The sequence below is a fragment of the Streptomyces sp. NPDC043685 genome (assembly GCF_056436585.1).
The window spans coordinates 594,128-614,719 of the sequence record NZ_JBWKCH010000003.1 but is presented as its reverse complement, the minus strand read 5'-3'; the positions used below and the strand labels follow the sequence as shown (position 1 = coordinate 614,719).

The following is a 20,592-nucleotide window of genomic DNA, read 5'->3' as shown; positions in this document are numbered from 1 at the left end:
CGAGCGGTCGGCGATCTCGACGCGCGGTCCCCACCCGGTGCACAGTTCTCCCTACGTACTCGTCAGTAAGTCCGCCCTCTGCCCTCCGAGGAGCCGCTGTGACCACCTGGGCCGGCCGCACCGCCGCCGAGATATCCGCTGCCGTACGCGAGAAGCGGGTCACGCCCCGCGAGGTGGTCGCCGAGCACCTCGCCCGGATCGAGCGGCTCGACGGCCGGGTCGGGGCCTTCCGCACGGTGCGCGCCGAGGCGGCCCTGACCGAGGCCGACGAGGTGGCGGCACGCGGTGACTTCGCCGAACTGCCGCTGGCCGGGGTGCCCGTGGCCGTCAAGGACAACCTCGCCGTGCGCGGCGAGTCCCGGCGGATCGGCTCGGCGGCCACACCGGACACACCCGCCCCGCGGGACCATGTGACGGTGGCCCGGCTGCGAGCCGCCGGCGCGGTGGTCGTGGGGCTGACGAACGTCCCCGAGCTGTGTGTCTTCGGCACGACGGACGGCGTGCTGGGCACCGCCCGCAACCCCTGGGACCCCACGCGCTCGGCGGGCGGTTCGTCGGGCGGCAGCGCGGCGGCGGTCGCCGCCGGGATGGTGCCGATCGCCCTCGGCAACGACGGCATGGGCTCCCTGCGCATACCGGCCGCCAACTGCGGTCTCGTCACCATCAAGCCGGGGCAGGGAGTGGTCCCGACCGGCGACGGGGACAGCACCTGGTTCGGCATGGCGGAGAACGGGCCGCTCGCCACGACCGTCGAGGACGCCCGGCTGATGTTCTCGGTCCTCGCCGGCCTCGCACCCGCCCCCGTGTCCGCGCCCGGTGTCCTCAAGGTCGCTCTGTCGCTGCGCAGTCCGCTGGCCGGCGTCAGCGTCAGCCGCCCGTACGCGGCGGCCGCCCGGGACGCGGCCGGGCTGCTGATGCGGGCCGGCCACCAGGTACGGCGCGCCGACCCGCCCTACCCGATGTCCCTCGCCACGACCTCCCTGGCCCACTGGACCGCGGGCACCGCCGCGGACGCCCGGCCGCTTCAGGCCCGGCTGCTGACGCGACGCACCAGTGTCCACGCCCGGCTCGGCCGGCCCTTCCTGCGCACCGCCGCGTCCGGCACGAGCCGGGACCGGCTGCGCCGGCGGCTCGAGCCGTTCTTCGCCGAGCACGACGTGCTGCTCACACCGGCGCTCGCCCGCCGTTCCCCGAAGGCCGGGCCCTGGCACGAGCGGGGCTGGCTGGCCAACGTGCTGGCGAACACGGCCTACTCGCCGCTGACGCCCCCGTGGAACCTGACCGGCTGGCCGGCCATGTCCGTGCCCTGCGGGACGCTCCCCTCCGGGGCGCCGTGTGCCGTCCAGCTGGTGGGCCGCCCGGGTACGGAGTCCCAACTCCTGGAGCTGGCAGGGCAGCTGGAGGAACGAAACCCGTGGCAGCGGACGGCGCCCATGGACTAAGGTCGGCCGGGTGACTGCCGGGTCGGCCGTAGGCCATGCACGAGTGAGGCGCCCGGCCTCGGCGTGAGCGCGGCGGGGGTGACCCCGCCCGGACCCGCCCGAGTGCCGGACAGGGCACGCGCCCCGCCTCTCGTCTCCGTGTCTTCCTTCTTTCCCGCGCCCCTCAGCGGCGCCTCATCACGGACCACGAGACCCGGAGACGAACCCACGCATGTCCTTCATCCCGCACGCCCCCGAAGCGCCGACCACGATCGCCCACCTGAACCACACCGCCGTCTACGCCCGCGACCGCCGGCTGTCGGCGGACTTCCTCGCGGCCGTCCTGGGTCTGCGGGTGGGCGCCCCCTTCGGCCCGTTCCTGCCCGTCGACCTGGGCAACGGGGTCACCCTCGACTACTACGAGAAGACCGACGAGCCGATCCAGTCGCAGCACTACGCGTTCCTGGTGCCCGAGGAGCAGTTCGACGGCATGATCAGCCGCCTCGAGGCGCTCGGCGTCACCTACTACGCCGATCCGAACCACACCCGTGCGGGCCGGGTCAACGACCTCTTCGGCGGCCGCGGGGCCTACTTCGCCGACCCGGACGGCCACAACATGGAGATCATGACCCGCCCGTACGCCCGGCCCTGACCGCCATGAGCGCCATGACCGCCCGGACGGTCACAGCGCGCGGTACATGATGTGCAGTCCCACCCGGCCGTGCCGGGGGTGGTCGAACGCCTCGGGCACGGTGCCGAGGATCGTGAAGCCGAGGGAGGTCCACAGCCGCACGGCCGGGTTGGTCTCGACGACGGCGTTGAACACCATGCCCCGGTAGCCCGCGGCCCGGGCCTCGGTCAGCAGATGTTCGGCGAGGGCCCGGCCGTAGCCCCGGCCGCCCCGGCCGGGGTCGACCATGAACCCGGCGTTGGCGATACGGGCCGCGGGACCACCGTAGTTGGGGGTGAGATAGGCGGAGGCGACCACGGCGCCACTGTCGTCCTCGACGACGTACACCCGCTTCGCCGGGTTCATCCACAGGACCCGGGCCTCCTCCTCGGAGGTACCCGGGTCCCAGGCGTAGGTCTCACCCGCGGCGACGATGCGGTGCCAGAACGGCCAGATGCGAGGCCAGTCGTCAGGCGTCGCTTCCCTGATCAGCATGATCGTGAGTCTGGCACGTCCATGCGCCGCGATCGCGGTGGGGGCTGCCCGCTGTCAGTCGACGCTGGGCAGGATGTGGGGCTCCGCGAGGTCCTCCTCGTAGCCCGCCAGGCGGATCGGGGCCGAACGGGCCCACACGTCGAGGCTGCCGAGCTCGTCGACCCGTCGGCCGGCGCGCTCGCCGCGTTCCTTGGGGCGCTGATCGCGATTCGTCTTCTCCGGTGTCACCGCGCACTCCTTATGTGTCGGTCACCCTCGGGACGTACGCGCCGGTCCTGCTGCGCCTGACGCCCGCTCGGGCCTCTATGTCACTTGCAGTTCGGACGCGGTGGCGCCGGTCGATTCACGGGAGAGCCCGTGGTGTACCGGCTGGTCCCATGACGGACGTGGGTGTGGGTAGGACCCCGTGGTGCTGTCCGTCCGCATCAGACTAACCAGATGAGCAGGGCCCCGCTCGATGGGGCTGAAAACAGCCGGTAACGATCCCGCGTCATCTGCCGTTCAACTCGGGTTTCCACGCGGGTCTGTAGGCAGAAGCCCCTTTTGTGAATCACCCGAACGGCGTACGTCGGCGATGGCGCTTTCCAGCCGGTCGCGCCGTTGACGAGCCGCGGCCGAGCCCGAGTGGCTCGGCTCACGGCCCGTCACGTGGGGCGCGTGACTACCACTTCCCGGGCGCGTAGTCCTTCATGAAGACCCCGTACAGGTCCTCCCCCGCCTCGCCCCGCACGATCGGGTCGTAGACGCGGGCCGCGCCGTCGATCAGGTCCAGCGGTGCGTGGAAGCCGGCCTCGGCGAGGCGCAGCTTGTCGTAGTGCGGCCGTTCGTCGGTGATCCAGCCCGTGTCGACCGAGGTCATCAGGATGCCGTCGGTCTGGAACATCTCCTGGGCGCTGGTGCGCGTGACCATGTTCATCGCGGCCTTCGCGGCGTTCGTGTTGGGGTGGCCCGCGCCCTTGTAGCCCCGCCCGAAGACGCCCTCCATCGCCGAGACGTTCACGACGTACGCGCGTTTGCTCGCGGCCTTCCTGGCGGCCTCGGCCATGGCCGGACGCAGCTTGCTGATCAGGATGAAGGGCGCCGTGTAGTTGCACAGCTGCGTCTCCAGCAGCTCCACCGGGGAGATCTGCTCGATCGTCTGCACCCAGGTGTTGGAGTCGACCACGTCGGGCACCAGCCCGCCCGCGTCGATCGCCGTGCCGGCGAGGTGCCGTTCGACGCTGGCGTTGCCCGCGACCAGGGCGAGGTCGGCGACCTGCTGGGCGTCGAGGCCGCTCGTGCCGAGGGGCAACGCGGCGAGGCCGTCCACCGCACCGGAGTTGAAGGCGCCGATGACGTGGTGGGCGGGCAGCTCACCGGCGGGCAGCGGCGCGCTCTCGCCCTCGACCAGCGCGGCGTAGGCGGAGGGCAGACGGCGCACGGTCTGCGTCGCGTTGTTGACGAGGATGTCCAGCGGTCCCGCCTCGGTGACCTGCTCGGCCAGGGCCACGGCCTGGGCCGGGTCGCGCAGGTCGATGCCGACGACCTCCAGGCGGTGCAGCCAGTCCGCGGAGTCGTCCATGGCCTTGAAGCGGCGGATGGCGTCCTTCGGGAAGCGCGTGGTGATCGTGGTGTGGGCACCGTCGCGCAGCAGCCTCAGCGCGATGTACATGCCGATCTTGGCCCGGCCGCCGGTGAGCAGGGCACGCTTGCCGGTGAGGTCGGCGCGGACGTCGCGCTTCTCGCGGTTCATGCGGGCGCAGTCCGGACAGAGCTGGTGGTAGAAGTAGTCGACTTCCACGTAGCGGGTCTTGCAGGTGTAGCAGGACCGCGGGCGCTGGAGTATCCCCGCGATCCGGCCCTCCTCGGTGCGCGAGGAGGGCAGCAGACCCTCGGTCTCGTCGTCGATGCGCTGGGCGGACCCAGTCGCCGTGGCCTCCGTGACCGCCTTGTCGTGGGCGGTCTTGGCGGCCCGGCGCTCCTGGCGGCGGCGCTGCTTGACCGTGCGGTAGATCCCGGCCGTGGCCCGGCGCACCGCGATGGCGTCCGGGTGGTCGACCTCCAGCTTGTCGAGCTCCTCGAGCACGCTGAGGCAGACGGCCAGCCGCTCCGGGTCGATGCCGGGTCCGTGCGAGTGCCCGCTCGCCTCGTCCATGGCCTGCGGGCCGTCCTCTGTCACCGTCATCGCCGCTGTCGTTCCCTGCTCTGCCGTCGCGGCGCGCCGGTCGCGCCCGCTTTCGAACGGCGAATTCTACGGAGCGTCGGGCCGCACCGCCAAAGTCGCCTTGATCACGGGCGGCAGGCCTTGATCAGCGTCGCCACCTCCTGGGAGACGGCTGTGGCCAACAGGTCGAGGTCGGGGACCGCCTCGCCGTCGGCGACGAGGCCGTAGTGGACGCTGCCCCGATAGGTCGACACGGCGACCGCCAGGGAGTGGCCGGGGGCCAGCGGGGCGAAGGGGAAGACGGCGGTGAGGGGGTGGCCGCCGAGTTTCAGGCCCAGGCTGGGCAGGGGCACGCTGGTCACCAGGATGTCGAACCAGAGCCGGGCCGCCTGGCCGACCAGGGGGCCGCCGAGCCGGTGGGCGAGGGCGGGGACGTGGTCGGCGAGCAGGGCGACGGCGCCCGCGCCCCGGTTGGGGCCGGCGTCCTTGTTGCGGTCCATGGCGTTCCGGACCGAGGCGAGGCGGGCCAACGGGTCCGGGTCGTCCACCGGTAGCCGCATCAGGTACCCGGAGAGCCGGTTGCCCTGGGGGTAGGCGGTGCGCGGCCGGCGCTTGGACACCGGGATGAGGGCGCGGGGTGCGATGTGCTCGCTGCCGTCGCCGCGCTCGTCGAGCCAGCGGCGCAGGGCGCCCGCGACGACCGCGATGAGGACGTCGTTGACGGTGCCGCCCACGGTCTTGCGGATCCGGTGCACGTCGTCGAGGTCGAGCACCACTCCGGCGGTGCGGCGGGTGCCGCTCGGCTCGCAGGTGAGCGCGGGGGTGGAGCGCACGTCGAGCGAGGAGCGGGCGACGGACGCGCCGATGTCCAGGGCGCGACCCACGTCGGACAGGGCGTCGCGCATCATCCCGGGCAGATCGCGCACGTCCGGCACGAGGCCGCGCGGGGGTGCGGCGGGGCGGGGCCGGGGCGGGGGCATGTCCATCGGGTCCATGACGCCCGCGGCCAGGGTGAGCGCCCGCAGGCCGTCGGCCAGGGCGTGGTGGAACTTGAACAGCACCGCGAAGCAGACCCCGTCCTCGCCCGGCAGCACATGGGCCTCCCAGGGTGGCCGGCCGCGCTCCAGGGGACGCTCCATGAGCCTGCCCGCCGCCGCCTGGAAGTCGGCGGTCGGGGCGTGCAGCCGCACATGGTTCAGGGGGTCGAAGTCCGGGTCCGCCTCGCGGGCCGCGCCGCCGAAGGCCAACGGCCGGCGCAGGGCGGAGGGCAGCGGCTGCCACACGTCGCGGATGCGCATCCGCAGTCCGGGAACACCGGCGGCCCGGGCCGCGAGCAGGTCCGCCGCGTGGGCGCCCGCGGCGGGCGAGTGAGCCGAGAAGATCCCGAGCGCACCGAGGTGCATCGGGTGTTCGGGGGACTCGATGTTCCAGAACGCCAGATCGAGAGGAGCGAGCAGGTCAGCAGTCAAGGGCTTGCCTCGCGTGGACGACGGGTGGGCCAGCAGTCAACCGCCCCCAGCCGATTACGGTCAAGTACGATCGCGCTACGCACAGTTAACAACACATGAAGCCCCGCCCGGCGAAAAGGGTGGGACTCATGGTGCATGTGCGGTCAGTCCAGCACAGATCGCGCCGCCGGGCACCCCGTGTCACCCGGGAGGCGTCACGGAAGCCACCCGGTCGGCGCCGGCCCTCGACCAGAGCCGGCGCGCCCCGTGTCAGGGGACCAACTGCCCCTTCCCCAGGGCGATGACGCCGCCCTTGGACACCGTGTACAGCTCCGCGTCCCGCTCCGGGTTGACGCCGATGGTGGCGCCCGGCGGCACCTCCACGTTCTTGTCGAGGACGGCACCGCGCACCACCGCGCCCCGGCCGATGTGCACGTTGTCGTGCAGCACCGAGCCCTGCACCACCGCCCCCGGGTCGACCACCACCCCCGGCGACAGCACGGACCGCGTCACCTGTCCGCGGACCAGGCAGCCGGCGCTGATGATCGACTCGCTGGCGATGCCGCCGGCGTTGAAGCGGGCCGGCGAGAGCTGGTACGAGTGCGTGTAGATCGGCCAGCTGCGGTTGTACAGGTTGAAGGCGGGGCGCTCGGCGATGAGGTCCATGTGGGCCTCGTAGTAGGCGTCCAGCGTCCCCACGTCCCGCCAGTAGCCCTGGTCGCGGGTGGTCTCGCCGGGCACGTGGTTGGCGCTGAAGTCGTACAGCGCGGCCTCGCCCCGCTCGGTGAGCTGGGGCAGGATCGAGCCGCCCATGTCGTGCACGGAGGACTCGTCCTCGGCGTCCCGCTTGAGCGCCTCGATGAGGGCCTTGGTGGTGAAGATGTAGTTGCCCATCGAGGCGAAGACGCAGTCCGGGTCGTCCGCGAGGCCCGGCGGGTCGGCCGGCTTCTCCAGGAAGCGCTCCACCGTCTGCCCGTCCGAGCCCGGCGTGATCACGCCGAACGACGAGGACTCGGTGCGCGGCACCCGGATCCCCGCGACGGTCACGCCCGCGCCGCTCTCGATGTGCTGGGTGAGCATCTGGCGCGGGTCCATGCGGTAGACGTGGTCGGCGCCGAAGACGGCGACGTACTCGGGGCGCTCGTCGTAGATCAGGTTCAGCGACTGCAGGATCGCGTCGGCGCTGCCCAGGTACCAGCGCGGGCCGAGGCGCTGCTGGGCGGGCACGGGCGTGACGTAGTTCCCGAGCAGGTTGGACATCCGCCAGGTCGTGGTGATGTGCCGGTCCAGCGAGTGCGACTTGTACTGCGTCAGGACGCAGATGCGCAGGATGTCGGCGTTGACGAGGTTGGACAGGACGAAGTCGACCAGGCGGTAGGTGCCGCCGAAGGTCACCGCCGGTTTGGCACGGTCCGCGGTCAGGGGCATCAGCCTCTTGCCCTCACCGCCCGCCAGCACGATCCCCAGGACCGAAGGACCACCACCTCGCATGGCCGCTCCCCTCACGCCGATTTCCCGATGCCTGCCCCTGAGCAGTACCCACTAAGCCTGTTTGACGATCTCCTCGTAGAGCCGGACCGTGCGGCGGGCCACCGCGTCCCAGCCGAATTCGCCGACCGCGCGCTCCCGCCCGGCCTCGCCCATCCGCCGGGCGGCGGCCGGATCGCCCAGGACGGTGTCCATGGCCCGGGCCAGGCCCGCCTCGAAAGCGTCGCCGGGCGCGACGAGCAGGCCGGTGGTGCCGTCGTCCACGACCTCGGGGATGCCGCCGACCGCCGAGGCGACCACCGGCGTGCCGCAGGCCATCGCCTCCAGGTTCACGATCCCGAGCGGCTCGTACACCGAGGGGCAGACGAACAGCGCGGCGTGCGTCAGGAGCTGGATGACCTCCGGGCGCGGCAGCATCTTCGGGATCCAGAACACCCCGTCGCGGACCTCGCTGAGCTCCGCGAACAGCTCGCGGAACTCCCGGTCGATCTCCGGCGTGTCCGGGGCCCCCGCGCACAGCACGACCTGCGCGGCCGGGTCGATGTCCCGCACCGCGCGCAGCAGGTGGGGAACGCCCTTCTGGCGGGTGATCCGGCCGACGAACAGCACGTACGGGCGGGAGCGGTCGAGGCCGACGCGGTCCAGGGCGTCCGTGCCGTGGTCCGGCCGGTAGAGCGTGGTGTCGATGCCGTTGTGCACGACGTGGACCCGCTCGGGGTCCAGCGCCGGGTAGCAGCCGAGGATGTCCTCGCGCATGGCGGCGGACACGGCGATCACCGCGTCGGCCGCCTCGATCGCGGTGCGCTCCGCCCAGCTGGACAGGTCGTAACCGCCGCCGAGCTGCTCGGCCTTCCAGGGGCGCAGGGGCTCCAGGGAGTGCGCGGTCATCACGTGCGGGATGCCGTACAGCAGCTTGGCGAGGTGGCCGCCGAGGTTGGCGTACCAGGTGTGGGAGTGCACCAGGTCGCGCCCTTCGAGGGCGGCGGTCATGGCGAGGTCGACGGAGAAGGTGCGCAGCGCGTCGTTGGCGCCGTCGAGCGCGGACCAGGGCCGGTGGCGCCGCACACCGTCGGCGCGGCCCTCGCCCCAGCAGTGCACGTCCAGATCGACGAGCGGTCTGAGCTCGCGGGCGAGGAACTCCACATGGACGCCCGCACCGCCGTACACATCCGGCGGGTACTCCCGGGTCAGCAGTCCGACGCGCACCCGCAACTCCCTGCTCTCAGCGGCCTTTCCCTTTCATGGTCACCCAGAAGAGGCGCGTGGGGAAGAGCGGGGCGGCCGTGTGAAGCAACAGTCACCGCAGACGCCCCCGCCGGGCACCCGGTAGTACAGGCAGCAGCTGCGGCGCCGGAAGGCGGTGCCGGTCAGGCTTCCGGCGCCCTCGAGCAGGGGGTGTGCGAGGAGTTCCGAGGTCAGGGAACGGGCCCGGGCGGCGACGTCCGTGCGGCCGTGCCGCCGGGCCCAGCGGTCCAGTTCCCGGGCCGCGCCGGCCAGCGCGGAGGCGGCGTTGCCCCGCAGCAGGCCCGGCGCGAGACGGTGGTGGGCGCGCAGGGCCGCCGCCAGGGGTAGGAGGTGCCCGCGCAGCACGACGTCCGCGACGGTCGCCGCGTCCCCGGGCAGGGGCCGTACCTCCGTGAGCCACAGGTCGTCGGGGGCGCTGCCGTCGGCGTCCCACCGCAGCAGCCGGGCGTCGAGGTCGGGGACACCGCCGTACAGCGCGGCGCACCCGAGGGCGATCGACCAGAGCCGGGCCGCGAGGCCCTGGTGGGTCACGGACGCGGCCACCCGCGACTCCGGTGCGCGCAGCGCGGTGGCCACCTTCCGCACACGAAAAATCAGGGGATTTACCGACACATCCGGTGACACGACGGCATAGGCCTGTGCGAGAGTGGGAAGAGAACTCGCCGATGCTCCGGCCGGCGCTCCTTCCGTACGCAGCACGAAGAAGCCGGCGAGCGGGCGGAGCGCGGCAAGGTCGGGGTCGAGGTCCACGAAGAGCAGTAGTACCAAGGCCCCTAGGGGATGCGACCCGGTGGCCCCCTCACCGGAGCGCCCACCCTGGGGATGACGGGGTTCGACTCGTACTCCATCGGCAGTAGGACCCAATGAGTGCTCAGGGACGACGACGGGAAGACCTGGACACGGCAGGGTGTTGGTCATGAAAGCCCACCTTTCGCCGCGCCGGGCCGAGCGCCCCCGCCTGACGCAGAGGAGCAGCCGATGAGCGCCCTCGCGTTGTCCGTCCTGCTCTCCCTCGTCTCGGCGTTCGCCTACGCCGGCGGGGCGATCGTGCAGGAGCGGGTGGCGGAGTCCTCGCCGGGCGAGCAGTACGCTCCGCTGCGCCGGCCGGGCTGGTGGGCGGCGGTCGGGCTGAACGGCCTCGGTGGTCTGCTGCACGTGGTGGCGCTGGCCTATGGTCCGCTGAGCCTGGTGCAGCCGCTGGGCGCGCTGACCATCGTGGTGGCCCTGCCGATGGCGGCCCTGTTCGTCGGCCGCAAGGCCGGTGCGACGGCCTGGCGGGGCGCGATCATGGCGACGGTGGGGCTCGCCGGTCTGCTCTCCCTGGTCGCCGCGTCCGACGCGCGGTCGCTGAGCGCGGCGCAGCGGGTGGCCGTCGCCGTGGTCACGGCCGGTGTGGTCGTCGCGCTGATGATCGCCGCCCGGGCCGCGCACCGGCACCCGGCGGTGCGCAGCATGCTGCTGGCGACGGCCTCCGGAATCGCCTTCGGCATGTCCTCCGTCTTCACCAAGACCGTCGCGGTCGACTGGACCGGCGGCGTGTCGGCCGCGGACGTGCCGTCCCTCGCGGTGATCGGTGTGCTGGCCACGGCCGGCATGCTGCTGTCGCAGGCCTCCTACCGGGGTGCCGGCCTCGCGGCCCCGCTGGCCACCCTGACGGTCGTGAACCCGGTGGTCGCGGCGGCGGTCGGCATCACGATGTTCGGCGAGACCTTCCGCTACGGCACGACGGGCACGGCACTCGCGCTGAGCTGTGGCGTGGTGGCCGCGGGTGGCCTGATCCTGCTCACGACGGAACGGCTCACGCACGGCCGGCCGGAGACTGCGGAGGGCCTGCCGGCGGGACCCGTGCCGGAGGTCGTGGGCGAGGCTTTGGAGGAGGCGCCTGCCTCACTGCTCGTGACGGCGGACGGGGAGCTTCTCACGGCAGGGCCGGAGCCTCGGCCGGCCGCGACTGCCGCGGTGCTCGTGCCGGGGCCGGGGACACCTGCGGTACTCGTACCGGGATCGGTGATCCCCGCGGTGCCCGCCCCGGGGCCGGGGGTGACGGCGGTCGCGGCCAGGGCGGAGGCCCCGGCGGAGATCCTGGCGTCGGTGTCGGTACCGGACGTACCGGCCGCGGTCGGGATTCCGGTGACCGTGCCGGTATCGGACGCACCGGCCGCCGTCGGGATTCCGGTGACCGTGCCGGTGCTGGACGTACCGGCCGCGGTCGGGATTCCCGTGACCGTGCCCGAGACGCCGGCCGCGATACTCGAACCCCTGCCGGTGCCGGGGCCGGACGCGGAGGTCACCGGGGCGCTCTCCGTGGAGGACGGGGCGTACGAGAGCGGGGAGTCGTCGGTGCCGGTGCCCGACGAACGCCCGCTCTACGTACCCTTCTACGGCATCCCGTACGTGCCGCTGCCCACGGTCGACCGGCACCGCATGCGTGTCAGATCCTGACGCCACCGGCCCGGAGATACGCCACCGGGTCGACATCCGAACCGAACCCGGGCCCCGTCCGCACCTCGAAGTGCAGATGCGGGCCCGAGCTGTTCCCGGTGGAGCCGGAGCGGCCGATGCGCTGACCTGCGCTCACCGACTGCCCGTCCCGCACGGAGATCGCGGACAGGTGGGCGTACTGGCTGTAGCGGCCGTCGGCGTGCCGGACGACGACCTGGTAGCCGAACGAGCCACCCCACCCCGCGCTGACGACGCTGCCCGCCGCGACCGACTTGACGGTCGTGCCCGTGGGCACGGGGAAGTCGATGCCGGTGTGGTAGCCCTTCGACCAGGAGGAGCCCGCCTTGCGGTAGGGCGTGCCGAGCGAGGCGCTGACGGGGGCGACGAGGCCCTGCCGGGTGGCCGTGGACCGTCCGGCCCGCTCCCGGCTCTCCTCCTTGGCCCGCTCCTTGGGCCGTTCCTTCGCCCGTTCCTTCGCGTGGTCCTGGGCCGGCTTCTTCGCCGGGGGCTCGGCCGACGGCGTCGGACGGTGCGCGGGGCGCGTCTTCGTGGCTCCGTCGCCGCGCAGCGCGAGACGCTGACCCGGCACGATCAGATCGGGGTCGGACCCTATGGCCGCCCGGTTCACGGAGTACAGACCCCGCCAGCCGCCCCGGACGTCCTGCTCGTCCGCGATGCCGGAGAGCGTGTCACCCCGCACGACGGTGTACATCTCGGCGTTGCCCGCCCGGGACTGCGGTGTGGAGTGCGGCCGTACGTCGTCGAAGGAGGTCTTCCTGGCCGCCTCCTTCCGCTTCGTGCGCTCGGCGGCCGGCCGGATGTCGGGCTCGGCACCGCCCCGGGTCAGTCCGGCTCGAGCCGAGCAGACCGGCCAGGCGCCCGGGCCCTGCCCGTCGAGGACCTTCTCGGCGACGGCGATCTGCTGGTCCTTGCTCGCCAGGTCGGCGCGGGCCGCGTAAGCCCGGCCGCCGTAGGCCTCCCAGGTGGACTGGGTGAACTGCAGCCCGCCGTAGAAGCCGTTGCCGGTGTTGATGCTCCAGTTGCTGGTGGACTCGCAGGCGGCGACCTTGTTCCAGGTGTCGACGTCCGCCGCCTGGGCGGCGCCGGTCCCCATGAACGGCAGCGCCATACCCGCGCCGCCCGCTGTGACGGTGAGTGAGGCGCGGTTGATCCTGTTCGGCTGATACCGGCGGTGCCGGCCGCGTACGGCCATCGAAAGCCCCCCTAGACATGCGTCAGGAGGGGCAAAAGTAAGCGCTGCGAACCGGCCAGAACAAGACGGCTTTTCGCCGCCCGGGAGCCCAAATGGCCGGTATGAGGCCCCTGTTGCGCGACGTGCGCCCCGATGGTGCACCGCGGACGGCACACCGTGCGCGGGTGCGCCGTGCGCGGGGACGCGTGCGTCGGCTGAGTGCGACGGGGGCTGCCGCGCGTATCAGGCTGCGCGACGTCGTGCCACCCGCGCGTGCGGACGAAGGAGCGGCACGTAAGGATGGTCGGCGGGTGGTGCCCGGGGCACCTCCCGGCGTCAGCACCGATACCGAGGTCTTTAGGAGCGAACCGAATGAGCAGTACAGCGCAGATCGGCGTCACGGGTCTCGCGGTCATGGGCCGCAACCTCGCGCGCAACTTCGCCCGCAACGGCTACACGGTCGCGGTGCACAACCGGACGCCGGCGCGTACGCACGCCCTGGTGGACGAGTTCGGCGGTGAGGGAGAGTTCATCGCGTGTGAGAGCGCCAAGGACTTCGTTGCGGCGCTGGAGCGGCCCCGCCGGCTGGTCGTGATGGTGAAGGCCGGTGAGCCCACGGACGCGGTGATCCAGGAGTTCGCGCCGCTGCTGGAGCCCGGCGACATGATCATCGACGGCGGCAACGCGCACTTCGCGGACACCCGGCGCCGGGAGCGCGAGCTGCGCGAGCAGGGCATCCACTTCGTCGGCATGGGCGTCTCCGGAGGTGAGGAGGGCGCGCTGAACGGCCCGAGCATCATGCCGGGCGGCCCGAAGGAGTCCTACGACTCGCTGGGCCCGATGCTGGAGAAGATCTCGGCGAAGGCGGCGGACGGTTCGCCGTGCGTCTCCCATGTCGGTCCGGACGGGGCCGGGCACTTCGTGAAGATGGTGCACAACGGCATCGAGTACGCGGACATGCAGCTGATCGGCGAGGCGTACCAGCTGCTGCGGGACGTCGCCGGGTACTCCCCCGCCGAGATCGCGGAGATCTTCCGGACCTGGAACCGGGGCCGTCTGGACTCGTACCTGATCGAGATCACGGCCGAGGTGCTGTCGCACGTGGACGCGGAGACGGGCAAGCCGTTCGTGGACGTGGTGGTGGACCAGGCCGAGCAGAAGGGCACCGGCCGCTGGACCGTGCAGATCGCGCTGGACCTGGGCGTGCCGGTGTCGGGGATCGCCGAGGCGGTCTTCGCGCGCTCGCTGTCGGGCCACGCCGAGCTGCGGGAGGCCTCGCGGGGGCTGGCCGGTCCGAAGGCGCGGCCGCTCGGCGAGGCGGAGGCCCGGGCGTTCGCCGACCGGGTGGAGCAGGCGCTGTACGCGTCGAAGATCGTCTCCTACACGCAGGGCTTCCACGAGATCGACGCGGCCCGCGGCGAGTACGGCTGGGACATCGACCTGGGTGCGGTGTCGGCGCTGTGGCGGGGCGGTTGCATCATCCGTGCGGCGTTCCTGGACCGGATCCGGGCCGCGTACGACGCCCGGCCGGACCTGCCGAGCCTGCTGGCGGACGCGACGTTCGCGCAGGAGATCGCGGACGCCCAGGAGGACTGGCGTGAGGTGCTGGTCGCCGCGACCCGTCAGGGCGTGCCGACGCCCGGTTTCGCAGCGGCCCTCGCCTACTACGACGCCCTGCGCGCGGAGCGGCTGCCGGCGGCGCTGACTCAGGGGCAGCGGGACTACTTCGGTGCGCACACGTACCGCAGGGTGGACCGCGACGGTTCGTTCCACACGCTGTGGGGCGGGGACCGGTCGGAGACCTCCGCGTAGGCGCTGCCGCCGGGGGACGTACGCGGGGCGGTGGACGGCAGGGTGTGCCGTCCACCGCCCCGTTCGCGTACCGGCGTCAGGACAGGGGCGGGCCCGGCTCCGGGTTCGGTACGGGCTCCGGACCCGGCGGGATCGGGGACGGGTCGGGCCCCGGTACAGGGCTGGGACCCGGCGGCGCCGGCGGGGTCGGACCCGGCGGCGGGGTGGGCGCGGGCGGCGGCGGGGTCGGCTCCGGGCCCGGCGGGGGCTGCGGGTTCGGGACCGGGTCGGGATGCGGCTCCGGGCCCGGTGTCGGGGCCGGCGGCACGGGGTCGGGGATCGGGTTCGTCATCAGGTCCTCCAGCCAGTTGGGTCGACTCCGGCTCTGGACTACTGCCCCGCCTACCCGGCCCCCGCCTCCCCAGTCACTCCCCCGCAGGACGGGAGGGGACCAGGTGGGGGGGTAGCGGGGCCGGGCTCGGGTGTCCGGCGGGGCGGGCCCCGTCGTCAGAAGCGGCCGGGGTGGGCCCTCAGCCAGTCCTTGGCCGCCGCCAGGAGCTCCTGGTCGGCCGGCTGCGCCTCGTCGGGATGGCGTTCGGCCCACTTGGTGACGTACGGGCAGAGCGAGGCGACCGCGCTGTGCTCGCGGCGGGCGAGGGCGAACAGCTCGCGGGCGAGCGAACCGGCGATGCCCCGACCCTCGTGGGCCGGCTCGACGACCGTGTGCACGGGTACGAGTGCGCGCTCGGGGCTGCCCAGCACGAAGTACTCGATGCGGCCGACGACTTCACCTCCGGACACGGCCTCCAGCCGGCCGGCCTCCCGGTCGTCACGGATCTCCGGGTCGCCGGTCTCCGGGTCGCCGGTCTTCGGGTCGGTCATCGCCACGCTCCTCCTCGGCTTCGGTCAGGCCCGGACGGCCTGCGGGCTGCGCTCCTGGTCCGAGCCCGGCACCGGCTCGGACGGGTCGGCACCCAGGGCCACGATCCGGTTGTCGTGATCCACGTGCACGACCCGGGGAATGAGTGCCCGCGCCTCGGCGTCCGTCACCTGGGCGTAGCTGATGATGATCACGAGATCGCCGGGGTGGACGAGATGGGCGGCGGCCCCGTTGATCCCGATGACACCGGACCCGCGCTCCCCCTCGATGACGTACGTCTCGAGCCGGGCGCCGTTGGTGATGTCCACGATGTGCACGAGCTCGCCGGGCAGCAGATCGGCGGCGTCGAGCAGGTCGGCGTCGATGGTCACGGATCCCACGTAGTGCAGGTCGGCCTGGGTGACGGTGGCTCGGTGGATCTTGGACTTGAACAGAGTACGCAGCACTTTGGACTCCTGAAGGACGGCTCCCTGCCGGCTTTCTGCAGGTCAAGGGCGGTCATCACTGTACAACTGGCACGCGCTCGACTCGGGGAGTGTGAGGAACATCGCTCGGCTCCCCGGCTCGCGACTGACATCAGTCGGACGCGGACGCGGGCTTCACGCACCGGCGGGGACGATCCAGCCGATCGGCCCAGTCGTCGAGGGCGATCAGGACGGGCAGGAGGCCGCGGCCCTTGTCGGTGAGGCGGTACTCCTCACGTCCGCGCACCGGGAGCGCGTCCGCCCCTGCCCGAGCGGGCCAGAGGGACGCCTCGCCGTTGAGAACCGTCACAAAGGCGTTCGGTGTTTCCGGGAGGCGAACAGGCGCCGATGGGGCTCTTGCGCGGGAAGATGTGCGGCCCAGGTCCGGCCTCGCAGGTGATTTTGCGGTGATCCATTGACCGCGGCCAAGACACCCGGATAGAAAGATCACGACCAGGATCGCGATCGCGGATCCGGTCCGTACAGCTCTGCCCCGGGGGATTTCGCTTTGCCGCACACAGATGCACTTCGTGCTGCCCGCGCGCTCGTGGTCGAACCCTCTTCCCCGGTGACCCCCAATGCCGAACTGCGGGCCGCAGCCGAACGGGTCGGCTCTCGGACGGAGCCGGCGCCGGCCTGAGCGGGCCGGCCGGTGCCCGTCCGGACCGCATGTGTCAGACCCGTCCGACCGAGACAAGTAGGCGAGCACCATGACCGTACAGCGACGACACGACCCGGACGAGCGCGGCTTCGCCAGCGACAACTACGCGGGTGCGCACCCCGAGATCCTCGCGGCCATCGCCGTGGCCAACGGCGGCCACCAGGTCAGCTACGGTGCCGACGTCTACACCGAGCGCCTCCAGGAAGTGGTGCGCGGTCACTTCGGCCCCACCGCGCACACGTACCCGGTCTTCAACGGCACCGGCGCGAACGTCGTCGCGCTGCAGACCATGCTCGACCGCTGGGACGCCGTGATCTGCGCCGAGTCGGCGCACATCAACGTCGACGAGGGCGGGGCGCCCGAGAAGGTCGCCGGGATCAAACTCCTGACGGTGCCCGCATGGGACGGCAAGCTCACCCCCGAGCTGATCGACCGTCAGGCATGGGGCTTCGAGGACGAGCACCGTGCCCGGCCCAGGGTCGTCTCGATCGCCCAGTCCACCGAGCTCGGCACCTGCTACACGCCGGATGAGATCCGTGCGATCTGCGAGCACGCGCACGGCCTCGGCATGCTCGTCTACCTGGACGGCGCCCGGCTCGCCAACGCCGCCGCCACCCTCGGCGTGCCCCTGCGTGAGATGACCACCGACGCCGGCGTGGACGTCCTCTCGCTCGGCGGCACCAAGAACGGGCTGCTCTTCGGCGAGGCGGTGATCGTGCTCAACGAGGGCGCGGTGCGCGGCATGGCCCACCTGCGCAAGACGAGCATGCAGCTGGGCTCCAAGATGCGTTTCCTGTCGGTGCAGTTCGAGGCGCTGCTGGGCGGCGACCTCTGGCTGCGCTCGGCGGCGCGCTCCAACGCGATGACCCAGCGGCTGTACGAGGCGGTGCGCGACCTGCCGGGCCTGGAGATCTCCCGCCCGGTGCAGGCCAACCAGATCTTCGCCGTCCTGCCGCCGGCCGTCACCGAGCGCCTCCAGAAGCGTTTCCGCTTCTACACCTGGGACGAACAGGCCGGCGAGGTCCGCTGGATGACCTCCTTCGACACCACCGAGGGCGACGTGGACGCGTTCGCGGCGGCGATCGCGGAGGAACTGGCGGCGGAGCGAGGCCAAGGACCGGCGGGCGCGCTGACCACGGCCGAGCGCGAGGAACTGGTGCGACTGCGCCGTAAGGTCCGCGCGTTGGAAGAGGCGATCGAAGTGCTGAGGGAAGAGCATGCCCTCACCGCGAACAGCAGGACGAAGTAGCCGGGCGGCGGAAGCCCGGGAGGTCGGGAGTTCGGGCGAGGCCCTGATCCCCGGGCGGGGGAAGCGCGAAGAGGTCGTCCCGGCTCACTCGGCCGCACAGCACGTGTGTCAGCCGGCCAGGCGGTTGATCTTGCGGATCTGCTGGTCGAAGACCCGGGCGGGCACGAGACGGCGCAGCGTGCGCACGCGTCCGGCCGTTGGCCCGGCGGTGTAGCGCAGCTTCGGCCTGGCCTCGGTCGCCGCCGCGACGATCGCCTCGGCGACGACGGCGGGCGCGTCACCGTTCCTGATCGCCTCCGCCAGCACGCGGTCGACGGTCTGCCGCTGCTTCGCGTAGGCGTGCAGGGGTGTGTCGGGCTTCGCGCTGTTGGACTCGAATCCGGTCCTGGTGTAGGCGGGTTGGACGAGAATCGACCGGATGCCGTACTCACGGACCTCGTGGTCCAGGGACTCGGAGTAGCCCTCGATCGCGTGCTTGGAGGCGGCGTAGACGGCCATGTACGGCTGGGGGACGAACCCGAGGACGGACGAGATGTTGATGATGCGTCCGCGCTTCTGGGCGCGCATGTACGGCAGGACCTCCGTGACCATGCGCATGACCCCGAAGACGTTGGTGTCGAAGACCGCCCGGGCCTGCTCGACGGAGGTTTCCTCCGCGGCGCCCGTCGAGCCGACACCGGCGTTGTTGACCAGGACGTCGATCCGCCCGAACCGCTCGCTCACCTCTTGGACCGCCGCGGCGACCGAGGCGTCGTCGGCCACGTCGAGGCCGACGAGCGCCACACCGTCGAGCGGGGTGACGCGTGAGGTGTCGCGGCTTGTGCCGACGACGTCGAAACCCGCTGCCACCAGTGCGAGCGCGGTCGCCTTACCGATGCCGGAGGACGCACCCGTCACGAGTGCCACCGGCCGTTCTGTCGTCATCATGACTCCTGCGCTCATCGAGAAACCGATCGGTTTCACCACCGTAAACCGATCGGTTTCCTCTGGCAAGTCCAGGCAGGGAAGAGGCGAGCACCCGGGGCGACGCGTCAGCGCATGCCTGCCGCGTCGAGCAGGGTGGTCACCGTGGGCGCGACGAGGCCCGCCAGTTTGTCCGCCCCGATGCCCGCGCGAGCGCTGGCGCCGTCGAAGACCAGGCTGAGCTGCCGGGCCAGCAGACCGGGGTCGCTCGCCCCGCCCCGCTCGGCCTCGGCGCGGAAGAAGGCGGTGAGGTTCTCCTTGACCTGATGCGCGACCCGGCTCGCGGGGTGACTCTGGTCCTTGAGTTCGATCTGCGCGGCCAGGAAGGGGCAGCCGTGGAACTCGGGCGCGCCCGACTGCGATTCCACCTGCTCAAAAACGTGCATGATCCGCTCCCGGGACGAGCGTTCGTCGTCCGCCGCGGGCAGAAGTGTCGTCACGTAGGCGGACGTGCGCTGCTCCAGGCTCGCCGCGAGCAGATCGTCCTTGCTCTCGAACAGCTGGTACATGGAGCGCTTCGACACCCCCGCCGCTTTGCACAGCGCCTCGACGCCGATGCCAACGCCGTCTCGGTAGGTGAGCGTGGCCGCCGCCTCCAGCAGCCGCTCCCTGGGACTTCGCTTCACTTCGGTGGTCATGCTGCGAGGTTAACTCGATCCCCACAGAATGAAAACTGATCGGTTTCCAGGGAGGGGCGCCGTCGAGCGGGGGCGGCTTTCACCAGGCCGGGACCGCCGTCTTCCCGGGTGGCGCCTCCACCGGGATGCGGTGCAGTCCCTTGCGGTCGTACCACCCCAGTACGCCGACGTCATGCCGTCGCCCTTGCCGAGCTCCTCCTTCAGTTGCTTCTCGTCCGTCACCTTGCAGTCGACCTCGCCCTCGCTCGTGGGGGACGCGGAAGGGGTGAGCGCCCCTCATGACGTACGGGCTTCTCCCCCGGTGGACGCCGAACGTGGCGCCGGGGGCTGCCAGCCGCCGGTGACTTCCTTGACGGGCTTGTGCGGAAAACGGCGCTTGGCGTACTCCTGCGCGTGGGAGCCCGGCAGGACGTAGAGCGTTTCCTTCTTGTCCCGCAGCGGTCGCAGCACGGTGTCCATGAACGTCTTGCGGTCGTCCAGATAGGGACCGAGGACGTCCTCACCGGCGGGGCACACGGCCACGCAGTAGCCGGACTTGTAGCCGGGGGGCGAGCTCAGGCTCTGCCACATGGAGGCGCTCTCGGAATCGCTGACCCGGGAACGGTAGTCGGCGGCGTCCTCGCTGTCGGCCACGGTCTGCGCCCAGTCGGTGAACCCGCTCATGAACTCGCGGTAGTTGTGGGTGGTGCAGGCCAGCGCGTCGAAGGCGCCGTCCTTGGCGATGGCGCCGACCGGGCAGACGGCGACGCACAACTTGCAGTCGATACAGGGGTTGTAGTCCAGCGGCTGCCCGTACTCGCTCACCTCCGCGTCCACCAGGACGGTGACCAGCAGGATGAAGCTGCCGAACTTCGGGTGGATGACGTTGCGGTGCAAACCCATCACGCCGAGCCCTGCGGCCACCGCGACCGTCTTGTGCGCCACCACCCAGATCCGCTCTTTGGGGAAGCGGTCCATCTCCTGCGGGAAGCCCACGGACGGATTGAGCGCGCGGTAGCCGGCGTCCTGGAGCGCCTGGGTGACGCTGCGCGCGGCGTGGTTGGCCTGCTCGTCGGCCTGGTGGAACTCCTGGTTGGCCACGCTGCGCGCCGTGGAGCGGCAGTTGTCGCGGTTCATCCGGACCGCCATCGCGATCAGGGAGCGGGTGCCGGGCAGCGCGGACTGCGCGTACTCGCGCTCGCCGGCCAGGTCGGGGTGGTCCAGGCCGACCGCGGCCGCGTCGTCCGCGCCGGCCGCCAGGCACAGCTCGCGCAGCCAGGCCGCGTCGATCACCGCCGGCGGGCGTGCCGCCTCACCGGCTCTGCGCCGGGCGAGCACGGCCTGGACCGAGGGGTGGGCGGCAAGCTTCGCCGGAAGTCTGGGACTCGGCGCTTGTCCGTCGGCGGCACGCGCGGCAGTCATC

The 20,592-nt window shown here is 72.0% G+C and carries 18 protein-coding genes and 1 pseudogene; 5 read left to right on the top strand and 14 right to left on the bottom strand.

Annotated elements, in window-relative coordinates; all coding sequences use genetic code 11:
* Window positions 1-98: 98 nt before the first annotated feature.
* Window positions 99-1,442, top strand: coding sequence for an amidase (locus AC0665_RS11965; protein ID WP_478704921.1), 1,344 nt, complete (start codon window positions 99-101; stop codon window positions 1,440-1,442).
* A gap of 211 nt (window positions 1,443-1,653) precedes the next feature.
* Complete coding sequence (locus tag AC0665_RS11960; protein WP_478704920.1) at window positions 1,654-2,073, top strand: VOC family protein; 420 nt, start codon at window positions 1,654-1,656, stop codon at window positions 2,071-2,073.
* Between the two features lie 30 nt (window positions 2,074-2,103).
* Here the strand turns inward: AC0665_RS11960 and AC0665_RS11955 are convergent, their stop codons facing one another.
* The 7 genes from AC0665_RS11955 to AC0665_RS11925 form a co-directional block, all read right to left on the bottom strand.
* Window positions 2,104-2,586 (bottom strand): GNAT family N-acetyltransferase, encoded by a 483-nt coding sequence (locus tag AC0665_RS11955; protein ID WP_468404258.1) that lies wholly within the window; start codon window positions 2,584-2,586, stop codon window positions 2,104-2,106.
* A 54-nt stretch (window positions 2,587-2,640) separates the two neighbouring features.
* Complete coding sequence (locus AC0665_RS11950; protein WP_102913158.1) at window positions 2,641-2,814, bottom strand: hypothetical protein; 174 nt, start codon at window positions 2,812-2,814, stop codon at window positions 2,641-2,643.
* Between the two features lie 433 nt (window positions 2,815-3,247).
* Window positions 3,248-4,750: an SDR family NAD(P)-dependent oxidoreductase gene (locus AC0665_RS11945; RefSeq protein WP_468404256.1), complete on the bottom strand. Its 1,503-nt coding sequence runs from the start codon at window positions 4,748-4,750 to the stop codon at window positions 3,248-3,250.
* Window positions 4,751-4,854: 104 nt separating this feature from the next.
* Window positions 4,855-6,198, bottom strand: coding sequence for a wax ester/triacylglycerol synthase family O-acyltransferase (locus AC0665_RS11940; protein WP_478704919.1), 1,344 nt, complete (start codon window positions 6,196-6,198; stop codon window positions 4,855-4,857).
* A gap of 249 nt (window positions 6,199-6,447) precedes the next feature.
* Window positions 6,448-7,668: a glucose-1-phosphate adenylyltransferase gene (gene glgC, locus AC0665_RS11935; protein ID WP_468404252.1), complete on the bottom strand. Its 1,221-nt coding sequence runs from the start codon at window positions 7,666-7,668 to the stop codon at window positions 6,448-6,450.
* Between the two features lie 51 nt (window positions 7,669-7,719).
* Entirely contained in the window at window positions 7,720-8,871 is a 1,152-nt protein-coding gene (gene glgA, locus AC0665_RS11930; protein WP_478508742.1) for a glycogen synthase, read from the bottom strand.
* A gap of 39 nt (window positions 8,872-8,910) precedes the next feature.
* A complete protein-coding gene (locus AC0665_RS11925) occupies window positions 8,911-9,678 on the bottom strand; it encodes a (2Fe-2S)-binding protein (protein ID WP_478605823.1) in 768 nt (255 codons plus the stop codon).
* Window positions 9,679-9,888: 210 nt separating this feature from the next.
* Between AC0665_RS11925 and AC0665_RS11920 the strand changes: the two are divergent.
* A pseudogene (locus AC0665_RS11920) lies at window positions 9,889-10,714 on the top strand (DMT family transporter); the annotation flags it as partial.
* Between the two features lie 627 nt (window positions 10,715-11,341).
* Here AC0665_RS11920 and AC0665_RS11915 read toward each other — a convergent pair.
* Window positions 11,342-12,565, bottom strand: a complete 1,224-nt coding sequence (locus AC0665_RS11915; protein WP_478704918.1) for a transglycosylase family protein — start codon at window positions 12,563-12,565, stop codon at window positions 11,342-11,344.
* 351 nt (window positions 12,566-12,916) lie between these two features.
* Between AC0665_RS11915 and gndA the strand changes: the two genes are divergently transcribed.
* Entirely contained in the window at window positions 12,917-14,356 is a 1,440-nt protein-coding gene (gndA, locus tag AC0665_RS11910; RefSeq protein WP_468404245.1) for an NADP-dependent phosphogluconate dehydrogenase, read from the top strand.
* 486 nt (window positions 14,357-14,842) lie between these two features.
* Here gndA and AC0665_RS11905 read toward each other — a convergent pair whose 3' ends face one another.
* From AC0665_RS11905 to AC0665_RS11895, 3 genes are all read right to left on the bottom strand, one after another.
* Window positions 14,843-15,217, bottom strand: a complete 375-nt coding sequence (locus AC0665_RS11905) for a GNAT family N-acetyltransferase (RefSeq protein WP_468404243.1) — start codon at window positions 15,215-15,217, stop codon at window positions 14,843-14,845.
* A 24-nt stretch (window positions 15,218-15,241) separates the two neighbouring features.
* Window positions 15,242-15,661: an aspartate 1-decarboxylase gene (gene panD, locus AC0665_RS11900; RefSeq protein WP_468404241.1), complete on the bottom strand. Its 420-nt coding sequence runs from the start codon at window positions 15,659-15,661 to the stop codon at window positions 15,242-15,244.
* Window positions 15,662-15,791: 130 nt separating this feature from the next.
* Window positions 15,792-15,926, bottom strand: a complete 135-nt coding sequence (locus AC0665_RS11895) for a winged helix-turn-helix transcriptional regulator (protein WP_478704917.1) — start codon at window positions 15,924-15,926, stop codon at window positions 15,792-15,794.
* A 463-nt stretch (window positions 15,927-16,389) separates the two neighbouring features.
* Between AC0665_RS11895 and AC0665_RS11890 the strand changes: the two genes are divergently transcribed.
* On the top strand, window positions 16,390-17,589 hold the full coding sequence (locus tag AC0665_RS11890; RefSeq protein ID WP_478704916.1) for a threonine aldolase family protein: 1,200 nt from the start codon (window positions 16,390-16,392) through the stop codon (window positions 17,587-17,589).
* A 108-nt stretch (window positions 17,590-17,697) separates the two neighbouring features.
* Here AC0665_RS11890 and AC0665_RS11885 read toward each other — a convergent pair whose 3' ends face one another.
* From AC0665_RS11885 to AC0665_RS11875, 3 genes are all read right to left on the bottom strand, one after another.
* Window positions 17,698-18,513: an oxidoreductase gene (locus tag AC0665_RS11885; protein ID WP_468404861.1), complete on the bottom strand. Its 816-nt coding sequence runs from the start codon at window positions 18,511-18,513 to the stop codon at window positions 17,698-17,700.
* A 107-nt stretch (window positions 18,514-18,620) separates the two neighbouring features.
* Window positions 18,621-19,190, bottom strand: coding sequence for a TetR/AcrR family transcriptional regulator (locus AC0665_RS11880; protein ID WP_478605829.1), 570 nt, complete (start codon window positions 19,188-19,190; stop codon window positions 18,621-18,623).
* A gap of 276 nt (window positions 19,191-19,466) precedes the next feature.
* On the bottom strand, window positions 19,467-20,591 hold the full coding sequence (locus AC0665_RS11875; protein WP_478605832.1) for a 4Fe-4S binding protein: 1,125 nt from the start codon (window positions 20,589-20,591) through the stop codon (window positions 19,467-19,469).
* Window position 20,592 lies beyond the last annotated feature (1 nt).